At 66.5% G+C, this 17902-nt stretch carries 14 protein-coding genes; 8 read left to right on the top strand and 6 right to left on the bottom strand.

Annotated elements, in window-relative coordinates; translation table 11 throughout:
- Positions 1 to 172 precede the first annotated feature (172 nt).
- The 8 genes from ACJQWL_RS05340 to ACJQWL_RS05375 all read left to right on the top strand — a co-directional run bounded on the left by ACJQWL_RS05340 (position 173) and on the right by ACJQWL_RS05375 (position 7180).
- Complete coding sequence (locus ACJQWL_RS05340) at positions 173 to 913, top strand: flagellar motor protein (protein WP_330969980.1); 741 nt, start codon at positions 173 to 175, stop codon at positions 911 to 913.
- Between the two features lie 4 nt (positions 914 to 917).
- Positions 918 to 2078 (top strand): flagellar motor protein MotD, encoded by a 1161-nt coding sequence (gene motD / locus ACJQWL_RS05345; RefSeq protein ID WP_411300756.1) that lies wholly within the window; start codon positions 918 to 920, stop codon positions 2076 to 2078.
- Positions 2078 to 2848 (top strand): ParA family protein, encoded by a 771-nt coding sequence (locus tag ACJQWL_RS05350; RefSeq protein ID WP_411300757.1) that lies wholly within the window; start codon positions 2078 to 2080, stop codon positions 2846 to 2848. The genes motD and ACJQWL_RS05350 overlap by 1 nt, the downstream gene beginning before the upstream one ends.
- Complete coding sequence (locus ACJQWL_RS05355) at positions 2845 to 3627, top strand: chemotaxis protein CheW (RefSeq protein WP_330969606.1); 783 nt, start codon at positions 2845 to 2847, stop codon at positions 3625 to 3627. Before ACJQWL_RS05350 ends, ACJQWL_RS05355 begins: the two co-directional genes overlap by 4 nt.
- Positions 3628 to 3869: 242 nt before the next feature.
- Positions 3870 to 4160 carry an STAS domain-containing protein gene (locus tag ACJQWL_RS05360; protein ID WP_330969607.1) on the top strand — a complete coding sequence of 97 codons (291 nt, stop codon included), beginning with the start codon at positions 3870 to 3872 and terminating at the stop codon, positions 4158 to 4160.
- Positions 4161 to 4272: 112 nt separating this feature from the next.
- Positions 4273 to 4638: a response regulator gene (locus ACJQWL_RS05365; RefSeq protein WP_330969608.1), complete on the top strand. Its 366-nt coding sequence runs from the start codon at positions 4273 to 4275 to the stop codon at positions 4636 to 4638.
- 18 nt (positions 4639 to 4656) lie between these two features.
- Positions 4657 to 6642, top strand: coding sequence for a chemotaxis protein CheA (locus tag ACJQWL_RS05370; RefSeq protein WP_330969609.1), 1986 nt, complete (start codon positions 4657 to 4659; stop codon positions 6640 to 6642).
- 31 nt (positions 6643 to 6673) lie between these two features.
- Complete coding sequence (locus ACJQWL_RS05375; protein WP_330969610.1) at positions 6674 to 7180, top strand: chemotaxis protein CheW; 507 nt, start codon at positions 6674 to 6676, stop codon at positions 7178 to 7180.
- Positions 7181 to 7258: 78 nt separating this feature from the next.
- On the opposite strand, the gene ACJQWL_RS05380 is transcribed toward ACJQWL_RS05375, so the two are convergent.
- The 6 genes from ACJQWL_RS05380 to ACJQWL_RS05405 form a co-directional block, all read right to left on the bottom strand.
- Positions 7259 to 9085, bottom strand: coding sequence for an AAA family ATPase (locus tag ACJQWL_RS05380; protein ID WP_330969611.1), 1827 nt, complete (start codon positions 9083 to 9085; stop codon positions 7259 to 7261).
- Between the two features lie 348 nt (positions 9086 to 9433).
- Complete coding sequence (locus ACJQWL_RS05385) at positions 9434 to 10462, bottom strand: GGDEF domain-containing protein (RefSeq protein WP_330969612.1); 1029 nt, start codon at positions 10460 to 10462, stop codon at positions 9434 to 9436.
- A 284-nt stretch (positions 10463 to 10746) separates the two neighbouring features.
- On the bottom strand, positions 10747 to 11574 hold the full coding sequence (locus tag ACJQWL_RS05390) for an ion transporter (RefSeq protein WP_330969613.1): 828 nt from the start codon (positions 11572 to 11574) through the stop codon (positions 10747 to 10749).
- Between the two features lie 409 nt (positions 11575 to 11983).
- The gene (locus ACJQWL_RS05395) at positions 11984 to 12508 is read right to left on the bottom strand and encodes a hypothetical protein (RefSeq protein ID WP_330969614.1); all 525 of its coding nucleotides are present in this window, start codon (positions 12506 to 12508) and stop codon (positions 11984 to 11986) included.
- A complete protein-coding gene (locus ACJQWL_RS05400) occupies positions 12505 to 17316 on the bottom strand; it encodes an RHS repeat domain-containing protein (RefSeq protein WP_330969615.1) in 4812 nt (1603 codons plus the stop codon). Before ACJQWL_RS05400 ends, ACJQWL_RS05395 begins: the two co-directional genes overlap by 4 nt.
- 178 nt (positions 17317 to 17494) lie before the next feature.
- On the bottom strand, positions 17495 to 17800 hold the full coding sequence (locus ACJQWL_RS05405) for an energy transducer TonB (RefSeq protein WP_330969616.1): 306 nt from the start codon (positions 17798 to 17800) through the stop codon (positions 17495 to 17497).
- Positions 17801 to 17902 lie beyond the last annotated feature (102 nt).

Raw genomic sequence — 17902 nt, forward strand, 5'->3', positions numbered from 1 at the left:
AACGTTCAACGCACGTCTCGACACCCGGGCCGAACGGCGCGTGCCGCGCCGTGGGGCCTTGCGCACGTCCACGAGGCACGCCGCGCCGCCAGGCCGTGAGCTCCGTCCGGTTTCCGCGCAAGCGCCCGCGCGCACCCTCAAGAACCCCCTGCCACGACCGTTAATCCGGTACATGGACAGACTCAGCGTGATCGGCGTGGTGCTGGCGATCGTCGCCCTCGTGGGCGGCAGCGTGCTCAAGGGTTCGGGCCTGTCGGGCCTGTGGAACCCGGCCGCGTTCGTGATCGTGATCGTCGGCACGGTGGCGGCGATCCTGCTGCAGACGCCGCTGGCCACCTTCAAGCGCGCGCTCAAGATCGTGCGCTGGGTGTTCCGCCCGCCCTCCCAGGACCGTGCCTCGGTCATCGGCAAGATCGTCGAGTGGAGCACCACCGCGCGCAAGCAGGGCCTGCTGGGCCTGGAGGCGGAGGTGCAGACGCTGGAGGACCCGTTCCTGCGCAAGGGCCTGCAGATGGTGGTCGACGGCGTCGAGCCCGAGGCGATCCGGCAGATGCTGGAGATCGAGCTGCACGGCCAGTCCGAAAGCGACATGTCCGCGGCCAAGGTGTTCGAGGGCATGGGCATCTACGCGCCGACGCTGGGCATCATCGGCGCGGTGCTGGGCCTGATGGCGGTGATGAAGAACCTCAGCGACCCCAGCAAGCTCGGCCCGGGCATCGCCGCGGCGTTCACCGCCACCATCTACGGCATCGGCGCGGCCAACCTGATGCTGCTGCCCATGGCCGCCAAGCTCAAGGGCCTGGTCAACCACCAGGCCCAGGAGCGCGAAATGATCGTCGAGGGCCTGATCGCCATCGCCCAGGGCGAGAACCCGCGCAACATCGAAGCGCGGCTCAACGGATTCATGCACTGACGCCATGGCCGGCCGTCGCCACAAGCACGAGGACCACGTCAACCACGAAGCCTGGGCGATCCCCTACGGCGACCTGGTGACGCTGCTGCTCGCCTTCTTCGTGGTGATGTACGCGATTTCCTCGGTCAACGAGGGCAAGTACCGCGTGCTGGCCGATGCACTGTCATCGGCGTTCGGCGGCCCGCCGCGGTCGGTGACGCCGATCCAGATGGGCGCGACCCAGATCCGCGGCTCGTCGTTCGACCGGCCCTCGATGCAGACCCCCGACGCCCGCTCCGGCCCCTCCGCGGCCGCACCGGTCAGCAGCCCGGCGGTGCGCCAGGTGCTGGACATGCCGACCTTCGGCGTCATGGCGCGCGCTCCGGGCCTGGGCCAGGGGCAGGATGCGGACAACGCCAAGACCGGCAACACCCAATTGCTCGAACAGGTGGAAGGACGCAACCGCCAGCTGCACTCGCTCGGCCAACGCATCCAGAAGGCGCTGTCGGAGCTGGTCGAGCAGAAGCTGGTGACGGTGCGCCGCGGCGACAGCTTCCTGGAGGTCGAGATCCAGAGCGACATCCTGTTCGCCAGTGGCTCGGCCATGCCCAGCCCGGTGGCGCTCACCACGGTGCACAAACTGGCCGGCGTGCTGCGCGATGAACCCAATGCCGTGCGCGTGGAGGGCTACACCGACGACATTCCGATCCGCACCGTGGCGTTCCGCAGCAACTGGGAGCTGTCGGCCGCGCGCGCCGCCGGCGTGGTGCATGAACTGGTCGGCTCTGGCGTGTCGCCGCAGCGGCTGGCGGTGGTCGGTTTCGGCGAGCACCAGCCGGTGGCCGACAACGCCACCGTGCAGGGCCGCAACGCCAACCGCCGGGTACTGCTGGTGATCCTGGCCTCGCCGCAGGGCCCCGATACGGTCGGCGTGGAATCGGCACAGGCGGTGGTCGTCGCCCCCGACCGGGCGGAGGGCCGCGGCACCGTCGGCACTACCGCCACAGCCGCCACAGCGCCCAGCAGCGCGCAGGTGGCGGCCCGGCCGATCGCCGCCGCCGCGACAGCCGCGCCGGTGGCACGTCCGGCCACGCGTGGCCCGGTCCCACCGCAGCGGTTGCTGCCGATCCTGGCCATCCGCCCGCCACAGGTCCGCGCCACGTTGCGCGGCCCGGGAGCGGGCTGATGCTGGTCTGGGCGATCGCCAACCAGAAGGGCGGGGTCGGCAAGACCACCACTTCGCTGTGCCTGGCGCGCAACCTGGCCGAAAGCGGCGTGCGCGTGCTGTTGGTGGACCTCGACCCGCACGCCTCGCTGACCCGCGCCTTCGGCGTGCCGACCGCGCCACCGCCGGCCGGTACCCACGACATCTTCAGTGGCCCGGACGCGCCAATGGGCTCGCTGGCCCGCAGCACCGCCATCGACGGGCTGCGGCTGGTCGCCGCCCAGCCGGCCTTGGCCACGCTGGAACGCCGCGGGGCCACCCAGCCCGGCCTCGGGCTGGCGCTGGGCCGCGCCCTGCACGGCGTGCGCGAGAGCTACGACTACGCGCTGCTGGACTGCCCGCCGACGCTGGGCCTGCTGATGGTCAACGCGCTGGCCGCGGCCGACCGGCTGGTGATCCCGACCCAGACCGACCCGCTGGCGCTGCACGGCCTCAACGACATGGTGCGCACCGCCGACATGGTCGAGCGCTCGCGCCGGCGCACGCTGGTGCGGCACATCCTGCCCACCCTGTACGACCGCCGCACGCGCTCGGGCACCCGGAGCCTGGAGCAGCTGCACGACGGCCACCCCTCGCACTGCTGGCACAAGGCCGTGCCGATGGACACGCGCCTGCGCGACCCCGCCGTGCTCACCGCGCACGAACCGCCGACCGGGCGCGGCGCCGATGCCTACCGCTCGGCGCTGGCCTGGTTGCTCGACAGGGCCGAAGCCCGCAAGGAGGCCGCATGAGCCACCACGCCATCGATGCCTACCTGGACGAGCTGCTGGCCGAGGTCGAACCCGCCGCGCCCGCGCTGGCGGCCGTCGCACCCTCGCCACTGCGCGCGTTGCCCGGCGATGCACCCCGCAGCGACGCCGCACGCGACGCGGCACGCGCCGACGCACCGCCGATGCCAATGCCAATGCCAATGCCAATGCCGATGCCGCCCCCGGCACCGGCACCGGCACCACCACCGCTTGCACGCGATACACCCCCCGACCGACCGGCGCCGGATGACCCACCCACGCAGCCGCCGGTCGCCGCCGCCGTCCCCGGGCCGCGCTTCCGCCGCGCCAGCGACACCGCGCCGATCAGCGGCGACCCGTTGCCCGCGGCGGCCCGCAGCAGCCGCTGGTTGCGCATGGGCATCGGCCGCGACAGCTACGCCTTCGAACTGCTGCGCGTACAGGAAGTGGTGCGCGTCGCGCCGATCCTGGCCATGCGCGGCGCCGCGGCCTCGGTGCTGGGGGTGATGAACCTGCGCGGCCGCATCGTGCCGGTGTTCGACATGGGCCGCTGGCTGGGGTCGGCGGCGATCGAGGTCACCGACAACGCCCGCGTGGTGGTGGTCGAACGCGACGACGAACTGATCGGGGTGATGGTCACCCGGGTCGAGGACGTGGTCAGCCTGTCGCGCGAACACATCGAGCCCCCCCTGCCCAACGGCGACCCCGGCGCGATGGTCGGCATCGCCCGCACCGGGCAGGCACCGACCGTGCTGCTGGACGCCAACGCGCTGTTTGATTGACCGCGTTCCACCGCCATGACCGGTAGCCCCGGGCAAGGCCCCGGTCGCAACCCGCGCCAGCCGGCACGCGCCGGCGCGACGCGTCGTGGTGATGGCGCAGACCGCTTGCATCGCCGCGCGGTGCGCCTCGCTTACCTGCGCCACGCGGACACGGAGCGACGGCACGCGGACCCCGGCGGACCGGCCTCAAGTCCCCGCCGCCACCGCCGATAACCTGTTCGAACCCTCCACGGTCCACGCCCATGACCCCGCTGGCCCTGCAATCGGATCTCGGTATCGAATACGTGGCGGCCCTGCACGCCACCCTGCTGCCGCACCTGGACGACGAGGACACGATCGAACTGGTCGGGGACCGGGTCGGGCGCGTGCACGCCGCCGGGCTGCAGCTGCTGCACGCCTTCGTGCGCGACCGCGCCCACGCCGGGCGCCAGACCATCATCACCCTCGCCTCCCCGGCGCTGGCCGAAGCCGCGCGCGCACTGGCGCTGGCGGTCAGCCTGGGCGTGGACGCACCCGCGCCCGCGCAGGACTGATGCGCGCCGCCGCCCCCGCTTCCCACACCCCCGCCCATGGCCGCCCCGCGGCCGTGGGGCCGACCCGCACGCGCCCACCGGGCGCGCGCCGCATTTCCGATGGAGATCCCTCGTGAGCGCCCAACTGCTGATCGTCGACGATTCCACCTCCATGCGGCAGATGGTCGCCTTCGCGCTGTCATCCGGCGGCTACGAGGTGCGCGAGGCCGAGGACGGCCAGGCCGCGCTGGACATCGCCAAGGGTGCGCGCTTCGACGCGGTGGTCACCGACGTCAACATGCCGCGGATGGACGGGATCGAACTGATCCGCCAGCTGCGCCTGTTGCCCGACTACAGGTTCACCCCGCTGCTGATGCTGACCACCGAGTCCGGTGGCGACAAGAAGCAGGAAGGCCGCGCCGCCGGCGCCACCGGGTGGCTGGTCAAGCCGTTCGACCCCGACCAGTTGCTGGCCACGGTTCGCAAGGTCCTGGGCTGAGGCGGGGGCCTGACCCTGATGGACATCACCCAGTTCCACGCCGCGTTCTTCGAGGAAAGCCGTGAAGGGCTGGACGCGATGGAAGCCGGCCTGCTGGGGCTGGAGGAATCCGGACGCGCCGACGACGAGACGGTCAACGTCATCTTCCGCGCCGCCCACTCCATCAAGGGCGGCGCGGCGACCTTCGGCTTCGGCGCGGTCACCGACCTGACCCACGTACTGGAAACACTGCTCGACCAGGCCCGCAGCGGGGGGCGCGTGCTGGACGCCGAGGCCACCGGGGTGCTGCTCGGCTCGGTCGACGTGTTGCGCGACCTGCTGGCGGTCTACGAACAGGGCGGCCCCGACATCGAGGGCCGTATCGATCACGCAGCGCTCGCGCACGCGCGCGCCGGTCTTGACCGGATGCTGGCAGGAGCCGCTGGCGCTGCGACCACCCCCATCGTCAAGGCGCCCGCCGCCGACGCCGGCCCCGACCACTGGCGCATTGCCTTCAACCCGCTGCCCTCGCTGTTCATGAGCGGCAACGACGCGTTGCGGATCCTGCGCGAACTGGCCGGGCTGGGCGAGATGGCCGTGCAGTGCCATGACCGCGACCTGCCGGCCTTCGCCGCGCTCGACCCGCACGAGGCGCACCTGGGCTGGACGCTGACGCTGCCCGGCACGGTCAAGCGCGGCGATATCGACGAGGCCTTCGCCTGGGTCGAGGACCAGTGCGAACTGCAGATCGAAGCCGTCGCCGCCGAGCCGGTGCCGTCCGCCAGCACCGGCATCGACACCGCCACCGGCGCCCCTGCGGCGAACGCACCGTCGCGCGCCGCCAATGAAGCCGACACCTCCATCCGCGTGGCGGTCAACAAGGTCGACGCGCTGATCAACCTGGTCGGCGAACTGGTCATCACCCAGGCCATGCTGCGCCAGCGCGCGCAGTCGCTGGACCCGGTCGCCAACGAGGCGCTGCTGTCGGGCCTGGAGCAGCTGGACCGCAACACCCGCGACCTGCAGGAAGCGGTCATGGGCGTGCGCATGCTGCCGGCGGAGTTCGCCTTCAGCCGCTTCCCGCGCATGGTCCGCGACGTCGCCGCACGGCTCGACAAGAAGGTGCGGCTGAAGACGTCGGGCGAGTCCACCGAGCTGGACAAGGGGGTGATCGAGAAGATCGTCGACCCGCTGGTGCACCTGATGCGCAACGCGATCGACCACGGCCTGGAGCTGCCGGCGGAACGGCGCGCGGCCGGCAAGGACGAGACCGGCACCATCCGCATGAGCGCCGCCCACCAGGGCGGGCACATCATCATCGAGGTCGGCGACGACGGCCGCGGGCTGGATCGCGAACGCATCCTCGCCAAGGCCGCCGAGCGTGGCCTGCCACTGCCCGAGCACCCGACCGACGCGCAGGTGTGGGACCTGGTGTTCCACCCCGGCTTCTCCACCGCCGATGCGCTGACCGACCTGTCCGGGCGTGGCGTGGGCATGGACGTGGTCAAGAGCAACATCGTCGCGCTGGGCGGCAATGTCGAGATCAGCAGCACCCGCGGCCAGGGCACCACCGTCTCCATCCGGCTGCCGCTGACGCTGGCGATCATGGATGGCATGTCGGTGTCGGTCGGCGATGAAGTCTTCATCATCCCGCTCAACCGGGTGGTCGAATCGCTCCAGCCGGGGCCCGGCGACGTGCGCACCGTCACCAACGAAGGCCGCGTGCTGCGCGTGCGCGACGAGTTCCTGCCGCTGCTCAACCTGGGCGCCACCTACGGCCTGCCCGCCCCGCGCCGCAACGACGTGCCGCCCATCGCGGTGGTGGTGGAGTGCGATGGCCGCAAGCTGGCGCTGGAAGTGGACGAACTGGTCGGCCAGCAGCAGGTCGTGGTCAAGAACCTTGAAGCCAACTACCGCCGCATCGACGGCGTCTCCGGCGCGACCATCTTGGGCGATGGCCGGGTCGCGCTGATCGTCGATGCCGGCGGCCTGGGCCAGGCCGCGCGCCTGCCCGCCGCCGCCTGACGCACCCACACCGCATCCGAAGAGAGCCGCCATGAACACCGCCAACGCCAGCAACCCGACTGACGCCAACGCCGCCGACGCGGTGGTCGAGGAGTACCTGACCTTCACCCTGGCGGACGAGGAATACGGCGTGGACATCCTGAAAGTGCAGGAGATCCGCGGCTACGACGCGGTCACCCGCCTGCCTGACGCGCCGGACTTCATCAAGGGCGTGGTCAACCTGCGCGGCACCATCGTGCCGGTGGTCGACCTGCGGCTGAAGTTCCGGATGAAGGACGTCGGCTACGGCCCCACCACGGTGATGATCGTGCTCAACGTCGCCGACCGCGTGGTCGGCATGGTGGTCGACGCGGTGTCGGACGTGATCCGCCTGAGCCCCGACCAGGTCCGACCGGTGCCGGAAATCGTCTGCACCATCGACCGCAAGTTCCTCACCGGCATCGGCACCGCGGAAGACCGCATGCTGGTGCTGCTGGACATCGAGCACCTGATGACCAGCGCCGAGATGGGTTTGGTTGCCGAGGCGCTGGCGGCGTAAGCGGCACACTTCGAACCGCGCAAGTAGAAAAGGCCCGCCTCCTGCGGGCCCATTTTGCGTGCTTTTGCGCAAATACCGCTATCGCCGTACCAAGGCCAGCAAATCGTCTACCAGCTCCTGAAGTTCGTACCGCTCTTCCTCATCGACCACGTAAGCAGACCTCTCAAGAATCAGGTCTGCGGTCATCTCAGGCCAGAACCGATCTATGACGTCATCATTGGCCGTGCCTGTTGCCGCGGCGATGATCTTCTTCGCGTCGCACGTATCGGAGTAGTTCACTTCCTGACCAGTCAAACGCGTAATGAGGGCGGGGCACAGATAGTTTTCGATCTCTCGCTTCCGAGTAATGTGAAACTTTCTGCCCGTTGCTTCCACCTCAGCCTTCCGCCTCTGGGTACTCTTCACTGCGCTGATATCACCGCCCACATCCGAGTCTCCAAACACGCACCACGGGAGGCCTAAACTGTCCGCGAGCTTCAGCGTTACCCAGTGCTTTACGCTGCCACTCCCACCGATTGGAATAGCTACGACCTTTGCTTCTTCTAGGCTGAAGCTGACACGGCCCGCGTTCTTGAGCGCAGCGGAAGTGTGTCGCAGGAACAGAACGTCTGTTTTACCCTCCACCAGCACAACGGCTTGCGCACGCTCCATTCCGCTCTCGGGCAACACGCCTAAGCTTTCCGCAGCCTCCTTGAGCACAGCCTCATCTGGCATCTTGATCAGAGGAACACCGGCCTCGTCCTTTGCAACGTATCGAACGCCGTTAGCCGGGATCAGGCCAGCCAATGCCGGCACGTGAGTGGTAATAATGATCTGTCTGTTGGGCTGGCCGGCCAGAGCGAGCAAGGCCTTCATCAGCATGATCTGGTAGTTGGGATGCTGCGAAGTTTCGGGCTCTTCGATCGCATAGATTACGTTTCGTGCGATTCCCGCGACCTTCTCCGCCTCAGCACGGAAGAAGTTCAGAAGGATCAGTCGCCTCACACCGCTGCCCCGCTTGTTAATTGGGATTCCATTCTCGCCGTCCAGCGTGAAGCTGAATGACCACTTGGGCTTCTCCTTGAACCGAGGCCTTAGCTCGTTAGCTAGTTCCGGCGCCATCTCTTTGAGCTTCTCAAGCGTCCTGTTTGCGACGTCTAAGACACTGCTCTCGACTTGGCGCTCCAAGGCACCGATCTGCTCTTGAAGGGCGGCCTGAGCCTCTTTCACGGCCTGCTGCAGAGGGTTCTTCGCCTCGGCATCCCCGTCGCTGCTCTCGCGATCTGACTTGAACAACGCGTAGGTGGGAAGATGCTCTTCGACTTTTGACCAAATCGACTTCGCGTCCGTAGATAAGCCCTTGTCGACGTCCAGCAGCGTTTCCTGACACTGGAACGTGCTTGCCGATTGCCAGATAGCCTGCCTCCACAACGATGCCACTCGCTCGTCGGCGACAGCATCAGTCACTCCCATTTCCCGCCCTAGCTTTTTTAGATCTGTGATCTTCAAGCTGAGTAACGAATCCAGTGGAGAACTCGCCGGGTGCTCACAGCGGATCGCTGTGCGTTCCAGCTTGCCTGTCGATGCTTTGAACGTCTTGACTACCTCAAAGGCGCGACTCGCATTGAGCAAATGCTCTTGAGCCAGTGTGGTCTCAACATTGGTATCCAGCACCAAACTGGCGGGCAGGTCGTCGAACTCGCATGAAATCTCGAATCGATCTTCGCCAGATGCAAGCGCAAAGCAGTTCATGTCGCTCTTATCGACCTTGACTGTGCCCCCGTCAAAGAAGATATCCAGCGCTTCAAGGATCGTGGACTTTCCGTAGTCGTTCCGACCCACGATGCCAGTCATCGCCTCCTCGAAAGGCAACACAACTTCACGATAGCCGCGAAAATTGATCAGCTTGACCGTCTTCAGGCGCATCCTGCTTCCCCTGCACGAAAATCAATGATTCTGATGTTTGATCCAGAAAACCCCCTCGGCTGTACGAACGTGCGCCGGATCCGTCGCGACGTGTCGCGTGCGCCAGTTGATCCTGCACCTCTGACTGGAGGCCTGCATGACAACCTCTTGCACGCCTCCAACGAACAACAAGGGTCAGAGCCCACTTTCCCCGTCGGTGCGCTCGAGCTAGCCCACTAGCAGCATTCGCTACCAACCCGGATGCTGATGCATCACCTCACACACAGGTTACTGGGCGGTTGGTGCGGGCGTAGACATGGCAATTTTCGCTCTGTCCCTGTTTTCGACGTCGACCAGAAGGATCAGCTATCAATCCGACACCACCGTCGACGCCACGCGTGCCGCGCCGCCTTCCGCCGCTTCCGGTTCCTGCACGTAGGCGCGGTTGCGGCCGGCGGCCTTGGCCCGGTACAGAGCGCTGTCGGCGCGCGAGAGCCATGCTTCCACCGTTTCGCCGCGCACCAGCACGGCGGCGCCGATCGATGCCGTTACCGGCCCGCCGGGGCTGCTGATGCGCGCCTCCACCGTCGCGCGCAGTTGCTCGGCCACGGTGGCCAGGGCCTTGGCGGTGGTGCCGGGCACCAGCACCAGGAACTCCTCGCCGCCGAAGCGGAACACGCGGTCGGCGCGACGCACCGACCGGCGCAGCACGTCGGCGAACTCCGCCAGCACCGCGTCGCCCGCCTGGTGGCCATGGCGGTCGTTGACCCGCTTGAAGTGGTCGATGTCGACCAGCGCCAGCCCCACCGGGATGCCGGTGCGGCGGCTGGCTGCCACCGCGATCTCCAGCTCGTCCTGCATCGCCCGGCGGTTGCCCACGCCGGTGAGCGAGTCCACCGTGGCCAACCGCTCCAGCTCGGCGCGCTGGCGCTCGGTCCAGTGGGCCAGGATGTAGGACAGGGCCGACGCCAGCGCCGCCGATGCGGTGAACGACAGCAGGTGCGGGGTGGAGTCGAACGCGCGCCCCTGCAGCGCGAGCGCGCCCAGCAGCAGCACCGCCGCGCCGGCCGCCAGCGGCCGCGGCATCAGGAAGAAGTTCGCCATCAGCACCGCATAGACCCAGAACAACCCCGAGTACCCGCCCAGGGTGGCACTCAGGTACACCCCCACGCTGTTGAGCACGCACATTACCAGGCCCGGCCAGCGGGTGGCCCCGGTGCGCCACGCATATCCCACCACCCCCGCCAGTCCCGCCACGATGGCCGCGTCGATGGTGCCGATCAGGATCGAGCCGGTGGCGAAGCGATACACCGCGAAGGGCAGGATGCCGGCCACCGCGCAGCCGCCGAACAGGGCGATGATCGCCAGCTGGTGGTTGCCCCGCAGTCGCTCCAGCACTGGTTGATCTCCCGTGTATCGGTGAATCGCATCCCGGCAGCGCTGCCGCCCGTCAGGCTTGGGGCGCTCGGCGTGGCCGACTGCCTGCACTGGCGGCTTGGCCCTGACGTCCGTGGAGTAGGACATGCAATACGCGGGCCACGCGCCAGCGCGCTGGGCACATAGGATGAACGAAGTGAGCCCCCTGATGGCGGGACGTAGTAGTCCACTCGATCGATGGAGAAGGTGAACAGGGCCGTGCGCATGCACATGGTTGGACCGCGCCTGCTCGCATGTGGAAGCGATCAGGACGCGGGCCTGATCCCGTCGCGCAGCTCACCGCGCAACGCGGCGATCTCCTCGCGCAGCCGCTCGATGGATGCCGCGCCGGCCACCTCGGCCGCCGGGTCCTCGGCGTCGCGCCCCACGAAGAACGAGGCGAGCACCGCGGTGACGTACCCGAACACCGCGAACGCATACAGCGACAGCAGCAGGCACAGGAACCGGCCGGCCGCCGTTTCCGGCCAGTAGCTGGAGCCCATCGTGGTCATCAGCATGGCCGTCCACCACAAGGCATCGCCGAAGTCCCGGAAGCCACGCGCGCCGGTCCCCTCGTTCTCCAGCGTGTACATGCCGGCCGCACCGACGACCACCACGATCAGGGTGATCAGCATCGCGTAGCCCATCCCGCGCCGGCCCATGCTGGCACCCAGGGTGCGCATGCCCCGGTTGATGGAACTCACCACCCGCAGCAGCCGGCTTCCCCGGCTCACGCCTGCGAGGCGGGTCAGCCGCGCCAGCCGAGCAATGCGCAGCACCCGCAGCATCCGCAACGCCGGCGCGAGCAGCGCGATGGCCTTCAGCCAGTTGCGCTTGAAGTAGTCCACCTTGTCCGGCGCCAGCACCAGGTCCAGCGCGAACTCGAACGCGAACAACACCCAGATGAAAACCCCGAGCGCCTCCAGGAACGGATTCAGCCCCCAGACCACCTCCACCACGAACAGCGCCAGCCAGCCCAGCGCCAGCACCAGCATCGGCACCTCGAGCCAATCCTGCAGCCGCTCAAGCACCTGGCCCCGCTCGGCCTGCAGCGCATCGGTTTCGGTCAGGGGCCCGGTTTCGGACTCGGACATGGCGGCAGCTCCTCGCGGCATCGGGGTTCCGCTGCACCTGTACCACCGTTTGGGCGACGGCGCTGCGGCAGGCCGGCTGGTCGGGACTCAATCTTCGGTGGCGACCACGCGATCGACCGCGCGTCCGAGCGGCATTGCTACGCGATAAGTGAACCTGACCCCGTAGCTGCTTGGACTGCACTCAACGCATCCAGTCGCAAACCAAACTGAGAAAGTCGACTCTGACCCCTGTTTTTTAGTGCGCGGGCTTTTGCTTTTCAGGAGGCGGGCCAAGGCCCGCCCTACGGGCACGCTTAGGGCGGGGCTTAACCCGCCTTACGCGGGTTACGGTCACGCTTAGGGCGGGTTTTAACCCGCCTTACGCGGGTTGACCCGTAGTTGGACCCGTTAGTTGGTTGCTTGCGTTAGCTCACTCATTAGCGTCCTTCCCAAATAACCCAGATCGGCCGTGAAGAAAAAAGATCGACTCCGGAATCTCTTTGTTGCTGAAATTGGGGGTGATAATCGCAACAACGCCGAGCTCAGCATTTATGAGGTAGGAATTGGATCGCTTCCCATCCTTGGTCACATCTACTCGAAAGGCTTGCCGCTGACAACCAGAGATAGGCAGATCAACTTTTCTGGTCACGTGGAACCTGTAGCTGCCGACAGCGTACTCGGCGCCTACGGCAGCGTCTTCAGGCAACTCAAGCAAAGCCATAAAGTCAAAAGCTATGCAGTTTCTTGAGGCGTCAGCACACTGCACCAACTTGCCATAGTCATGTCCAAGGCTGTACAGCCCCTTCTCCGTCTCAAAAGAGATTCGAGAATCTTGTCCGTTCTCCGAATAACGAACATCTGGCGCAAAGTTGATGTAGAGCGCTTTTTCAGCCTGCGCGGGAAATGCTAGGCAAGCGGCTAGGACAAAACCGAAGCTGCTGAGAAATTTGATCATCTGCTTCGCAACTCCCTCTTTATTTCACGCGGTGCATGGTCTTTCATCTGGTTTGAGTGATCGCTTGCTGCAGCCTCACGGTCATGCGGCTGTGTGTTCCCCATATCAAGCACGTGGCCATGCTCATGCCCGATAACCAGAAACAGCGTTGCATCGCCGCCCTGACCGAGTGCCATTCCATGGTAGTCCGGGAACGTCATGGAACTGTCAGCAAGCTCGGCAAAGCTCGGCAGAACTGAAATTGCCGCCTCGCCGGGCTCCCGATATGCCCGAATTCCCTCCGAACCTTGGCCTTTCACATCCTGGATGGATTGAGCGGCGGGACTCAACTCCCGCCGGTACTCGACCTTGGTGCTCTTGTACGAATCCATTGCTGCTTGATTGCCAGACTTCTCAACCGCCTTTTCATAGAGAAGCTGCCCCCTATTGCCCGCTGAGATTGCCGCCCGATCCACTCGCGACAATTCCTTCTCTGGGATAGCAGTCGTTACCTTGACCGATTGACGACCGTCCGGATCGGTAAAGGCATAAGGGTTGTTATTGGCGTACCAATACCGGTTGAAGTTGCTGCCATCGGTGCTGTTCGCGGTCACCGGGTCCACGCTCAGGAACCTTCCGACGCTCGGATCGTAATAGCGCTGCTGCATATAAGTCAGCCCGGTAGCCGCATCCATCACGTGCCCCGTATACCCCGGCCCGTCCGGATTCGGCTTCCCGATCAGGGCCCCGTACGGCGCGTACCGGTTCCGCTCCACCACGTTGCGGGCGCTGTCCGTCACCGCCACCGGGCTGCCCAGCGCGTCGGTGTGCTGGTAGGTGATGCTGTCCAGACCGGTGGTGGCATCGCGCTCGCGGGTGGCCACCATGGAGCCGCCCAGGTACACGTACCAGTGCTGCTTCTTCTTGCGCACGTCGCTGTCGAACACGAGCTGCCCGGCCTTGGAGTACAGGCTGTGCTTGCTGCCCGCGGTGAAGTCGCGCACGCGCCGACCCAGGCCGTCGTAGACGTAGGCACTCACCTGCGCGCCGTTGGTCACGCTGCGCAGGCGGTTGCCGAAGTCGAAGTCGAAGATCTGGCCGTTCTTGTCGCTGACGTTGCCCTGCGGGTCGTACGCCAGGCCGGTGATGGTGGCCCCGGCACTGTTGAGCACGTTGGTCAGGCGGTTGTTGGCATCGTAGACATAGCGCACGTTGCTCTGGCTGCCCACCCGCGCGGTCAGCAGGTTGTCCAGGGCGTCGTAGGTGAAGGCGGCCTGGCCGTCGCCCCCGAACATGGGCGCGGTCACCCCGGTCAGGCGGTCCAGCTGGTCATAGGCCATGGTCCGGTTGCCCGGCGCGCCGGGCAGGCCGTCGCTGATGGCCGCCACGTTGCCGTTGAAGTCGTAGTCGTAGCTGTCGTCATGCACTGCGGTGGTGCCATAGGCGTCGCGGCTGCGCTCGGGCAGGCCGCGGGCGTTCTGGGTCAGGGTGTGGACGATGCCGTTGCCGTAGGTGAACTGGCGCAGCGCGCCGTTGGGGTAGTAGCTGGCCCCGTAGGCGTAGCCGCCGGCGCGGGTCGGCTGCCCCAGTGCGTTGGGTGCGTACGGGAAGCCCACCCCACCCGGGAAGCCCTGGCTGGCCAGGTTGCCGTTGGCGTCGTAGTAGTGGCGGATGTACCAGTCCATCGTCCCGAACCGGGTCAGCTCCTCGGTCGGCAGGCGGCGGCGGTTGTAGGAGTACGACGTTTTCACGGTGTTGACGCCGTCGTTGTCCACTTCGACCGATGCCACCAGCCCGTCAGGCGTGTAGGTGTACTCCAGGTCGCCGCGCCCGTCGGAATGGCGGACGGCGACCAGCCGGTTGCGCGCGTCGTAGAGGCGGTCGATGCGCCGGTCGGTACTGAAAGGCGTGGTGCTTTCGCAAATGTCGGGGTTCGGGTAGTTGAAGCCGCCGGCGCTGCGCGTCAGGTTGCCCGCCGCGTCGTAGCCGTAGACCGTACTGCCCGCCTCGGGCGCGATCGTCTTGCACAGCAGCTGGTTGGGCAGGTAGGCGTACTGCCGCGTCAAGGCCTCTGATCCGCTGGCATTGCGCTGCGTGAGCGACCGCGGCTTGCCGAAATCGTCGCGGTCGATATGGGTCTCGACATCACCCTGGCGGGTGATCTTCACCGGCGCGTCGTAGGTGGGTTCGTCGAACGCCTGGTACCAGGTACGGGTGACGTAGTTGCGTGGATTGGTGGCGATCAGGTAGCCGCCATTGGCGGCATAGGTGAGCGTGGTGGTCAGCATCCCGTACGCGGATGTCTGCCCCACGCTGCGCTTGCGCCCCAGGACGTCGTAGGTCGAATAGGTACCGTCGGTGAACGTCGAGGGATTGGCCGGAACGCCGCCCGGATAGGACACGAAGGTCTCGCGACCGGCGTGGTCATAGCGACGGGCGGTGACCCGACGCGTGCCCAGCTTGTCGGCGACATCGAACTCCTGCTCCAGCACCGGCCGCCACAGGGCATCGAAGTAGCGGTACAGCTGGCGATCGCCCTGGAAAACGACCTGGCGCCAGTGGCCCGCTGGAATGCCGTATTCGCTGGACGGGATCTGCGCGAACCCCTGGGTGATGGGTGCCCACGCATTGGTGTCGCCCGCGGGGAAGTCCGTCCGCGACATCCGGCCCATGGTGTCGTACTGGTAGGACGTGCTGAAGCCGTTCTCGTCGGTCACCGATGCGATGGTGCCGTCGGGGTTGACCGCCGCCGACTGCGTGGCGCCGTCCGCGTACCGGATGGAACGCGGCACGCCGCGATACCAGCTGGACAGCAGCGTGACGTTGCCGTTGCCGTCGGCAACCGACTTCAGCAGGCCGTCGCTGCCGGCAGTGGTGTGGTAGGCCAAGGTATCCAGCGGGCGCCCGAAGCTGTAGGTCTTCACCGGGAGGGCCTTGTAGCCGTAGTCGGTACGGCTGACCTGCAGGCCGGTTTCCTTGTCGGTGACTGACTTGACCTGGCCAAGCACCCAGAGCGCGGCATCGTCGTGGAAGTGGGTCGTCGTTCCCTTGTCAAAGCCCAGCGAACTCGATTTGTAGGCGTAATGCGGCCGCGCGAACTCGTCGAATTCACTGAGGGTCGTCGTGTAGGCCTGGCCTTCCTGCTCCACCCGCCGGCCCTTCTGCGGCCTCAGGTACTCGGAGGTGAAGCCGTCACCCCGGAGCTGGGGACTGGTGCCGATCGGTGTCTTGTAGGCCTGGCCCGACTGGGCGAGCTCATAGGAAAGGACCTCGCTGCGGAGGATTGAATCCGGGCCGGTTCCGCGTTCAACCTTGAGCAGCTTCCCCTCGTTGTAGCGATAGCTGTTTCCGAACACGTGTCGTACCCATTCGCCCTCTGGCCCCTCGACGGTTGTGGTCGCCGATCCTGCGCAGTCATCGGTGCTGCAGGTAGGTCCTGTGCCCGACGCGAAGGAGATGTCCGAGGCGTAGGTGTACTGCCAGGTCATCGGCACCAGGTCGGGGCCGGTAACGTACTTGTTGCTCAGGCTGAAGGCGTCGTAGTTCAGGGGGTAGTAGGCGATGTCGTCGTTCGGATCGTTGGGCCAGGTGAAGCCGCTGCAGACGCGGGGCACGTTGCTGCGGCCATGGCGTTTCGGAGTGACCGTAAAACTGCCAACCGCTCCCGCGGGGTGTGTGATTCGCCCCGTAGCGCTGGCGCTTATGACAAAGCCGGGGGAAGCGCAGCTGCGCACCACGTCCGTTGAATGCTGGGCCTTTTCGTACTCGATTTCCGCACTCGTCAGGTCCGCGAAGTCGATACTCCAGCCACTGCCATCAGGCAACACGACGCCCGACAATGTCGGTCGCTTAACATCGCTGTAGTTGTATTGATATGTCCAGGTCCGGGCCCCATCGGTGACCGTGGAGACGTGTCCGCGGGCGTTATACGAAAGGGAGACTGCACGCCCGTCGCTCGCCCGGATCCCCGCAAGTTGGCCGGGCTCGTTCCACGCGTTGATGTAGTCGTACTCCACCCAGTTGCCGAACCGGTCCTCCACGCGCGTGGCATACAGGACGATCGTGCTTCGCGGAAAATGGAGGTCATAACCCATACCCCACGCCTCGCCCCTCCCGATCAAGTCAGCTTCTTGGAATTTGGCCATCCAATCGAACCAGTAGCGGGTTCCGTCGGCCGTCATTGCCATGAACCCCTCGCCCGAGCCCTCCCTGATGCGATCAAGGCAGGAGAAGTAGGTAAATTCGGACGTCATCCAATGCCAGGGACCCACCGCGCCGGGCATCGGCGCCCCTTGATCCGCCAGCAGCATCTCCCCACCGCCGGGCATCTGCGCCTGGTTGCCTTGCCAGTAGTCCTGACCGCTGAAATGACTGTTGCCGCCGTAGACCGTCGGAGGTTGCGCTTCGGCAAGACTGCTGACGGAGCACCGCTTGTCCGGCCAGTACGGCGCAAACACCCCGCTGAGTCGCGGCGTGTCGAGTGTCCAGTCCGCAAAGGCCTGATCCTCGATCTTGCCCTTGCGGTTGCCTATCGAATAGCTCCGCCGCACCGCCATCGGCAGGTTGCCGTTGCCGGACACCTCCACGTCGGTTGCGGAGAACGACAACGCGCCGTTGTAGAGACTCACCGAGTCGCCGAAAAGCGTGGGGCCATGGGTGCTCACAACCCCCGCGGTCTTGATCAGCTTGTCGTACTCCTCCCAGGGCAGCTTGCCTTCCTGGGAGAAGGCCGCGACCGGCAGCAGAGCAAGCGCCAGCACGACCGCGCGCGAACGACAGCACAGCGCAACGATCTCCGACCGGATGGTCGGGGCGGTCTGCTCTTTCATCGATTTTCCCCTTGCACCGACTTGCCACCCGTTGCAGGTGGCTCCATGGCGGGCCGACGAGTTCCACGGCTCGACGGTCCTTGTCGGCGCGCAATCTACAACGCCTGCCTGCCCCCCGCAATAAAAAAAGCCGCACCCGAAGGTGCGGCTCACTGAGGCTCCCGGGGAGAGGAGTGGGTCAGAGGTTGAAGTCCAGGCGCACCTTGCCGCGGCCGCCGCCGGGGGCGAACTGCCATTGCTTGACCGCGCGGACGGCGGCCTGCTCGAAGGTGCGCGAGGGCTTTGCGTTGAGGACGGAGACGCTTTCGACCTTGCCGTCGGCGGTTACCGAGAACTCCACCTCGACGAAACCGGTCTTGCCTGCACGCGCCGCCTCGGGCGGGTACTGCGGCTCGACGCGCTTGGTCGGGGTCAGTTCTGCGTGGGCCGGCATCGCAAACGCCATGGCCAGCAACGCGGCGGCGACAACGGACGGACGGGACATGGGCGGCTCCTGGGGTCGGGGATGTCGTGCCTTGCAAAGCCGTGAACGGCACGCGCGCCGGCTTCTTGAGCAAACCACGCCCCTGGCGGCACCCGCGGATGC

Origin of the sequence: Novilysobacter viscosus (assembly GCF_046600715.1) — a bacterium.
Lineage (GTDB): Bacteria > Pseudomonadota > Gammaproteobacteria > Xanthomonadales > Xanthomonadaceae > Lysobacter_C > Lysobacter_C viscosus.

Bases quoted from the DNA above. Each gene is read 5' to 3' on its own strand.
- ACJQWL_RS05350 (WP_411300757.1), top strand. From the start codon at position 2,078: ATGCTGGTCTGGGCGATCGCCAACCAGAAGGGCGGGGTCGGCAAGACC.
- ACJQWL_RS05380 (WP_330969611.1), bottom strand. From the start codon at position 9,085: ATGCGCCTGAAGACGGTCAAGCTGATCAATTTTCGCGGCTATCGTGAA.
- ACJQWL_RS05360 (WP_330969607.1), top strand. From the start codon at position 3,870: ATGACCCCGCTGGCCCTGCAATCGGATCTCGGTATCGAATACGTGGCG.
- ACJQWL_RS05340 (WP_330969980.1), top strand. From the start codon at position 173: ATGGACAGACTCAGCGTGATCGGCGTGGTGCTGGCGATCGTCGCCCTC.
- ACJQWL_RS05395 (WP_330969614.1), bottom strand. From the start codon at position 12,508: ATGATCAAATTTCTCAGCAGCTTCGGTTTTGTCCTAGCCGCTTGCCTA.
- ACJQWL_RS05390 (WP_330969613.1), bottom strand. From the start codon at position 11,574: ATGTCCGAGTCCGAAACCGGGCCCCTGACCGAAACCGATGCGCTGCAG.
- ACJQWL_RS05355 (WP_330969606.1), top strand. From the start codon at position 2,845: ATGAGCCACCACGCCATCGATGCCTACCTGGACGAGCTGCTGGCCGAG.
- ACJQWL_RS05400 (WP_330969615.1), bottom strand. From the start codon at position 17,316: ATGAAAGAGCAGACCGCCCCGACCATCCGGTCGGAGATCGTTGCGCTG.
- ACJQWL_RS05370 (WP_330969609.1), top strand. From the start codon at position 4,657: ATGGACATCACCCAGTTCCACGCCGCGTTCTTCGAGGAAAGCCGTGAA.
- ACJQWL_RS05405 (WP_330969616.1), bottom strand. From the start codon at position 17,800: ATGTCCCGTCCGTCCGTTGTCGCCGCCGCGTTGCTGGCCATGGCGTTT.
- ACJQWL_RS05375 (WP_330969610.1), top strand. From the start codon at position 6,674: ATGAACACCGCCAACGCCAGCAACCCGACTGACGCCAACGCCGCCGAC.
- motD (WP_411300756.1), top strand. From the start codon at position 918: ATGGCCGGCCGTCGCCACAAGCACGAGGACCACGTCAACCACGAAGCC.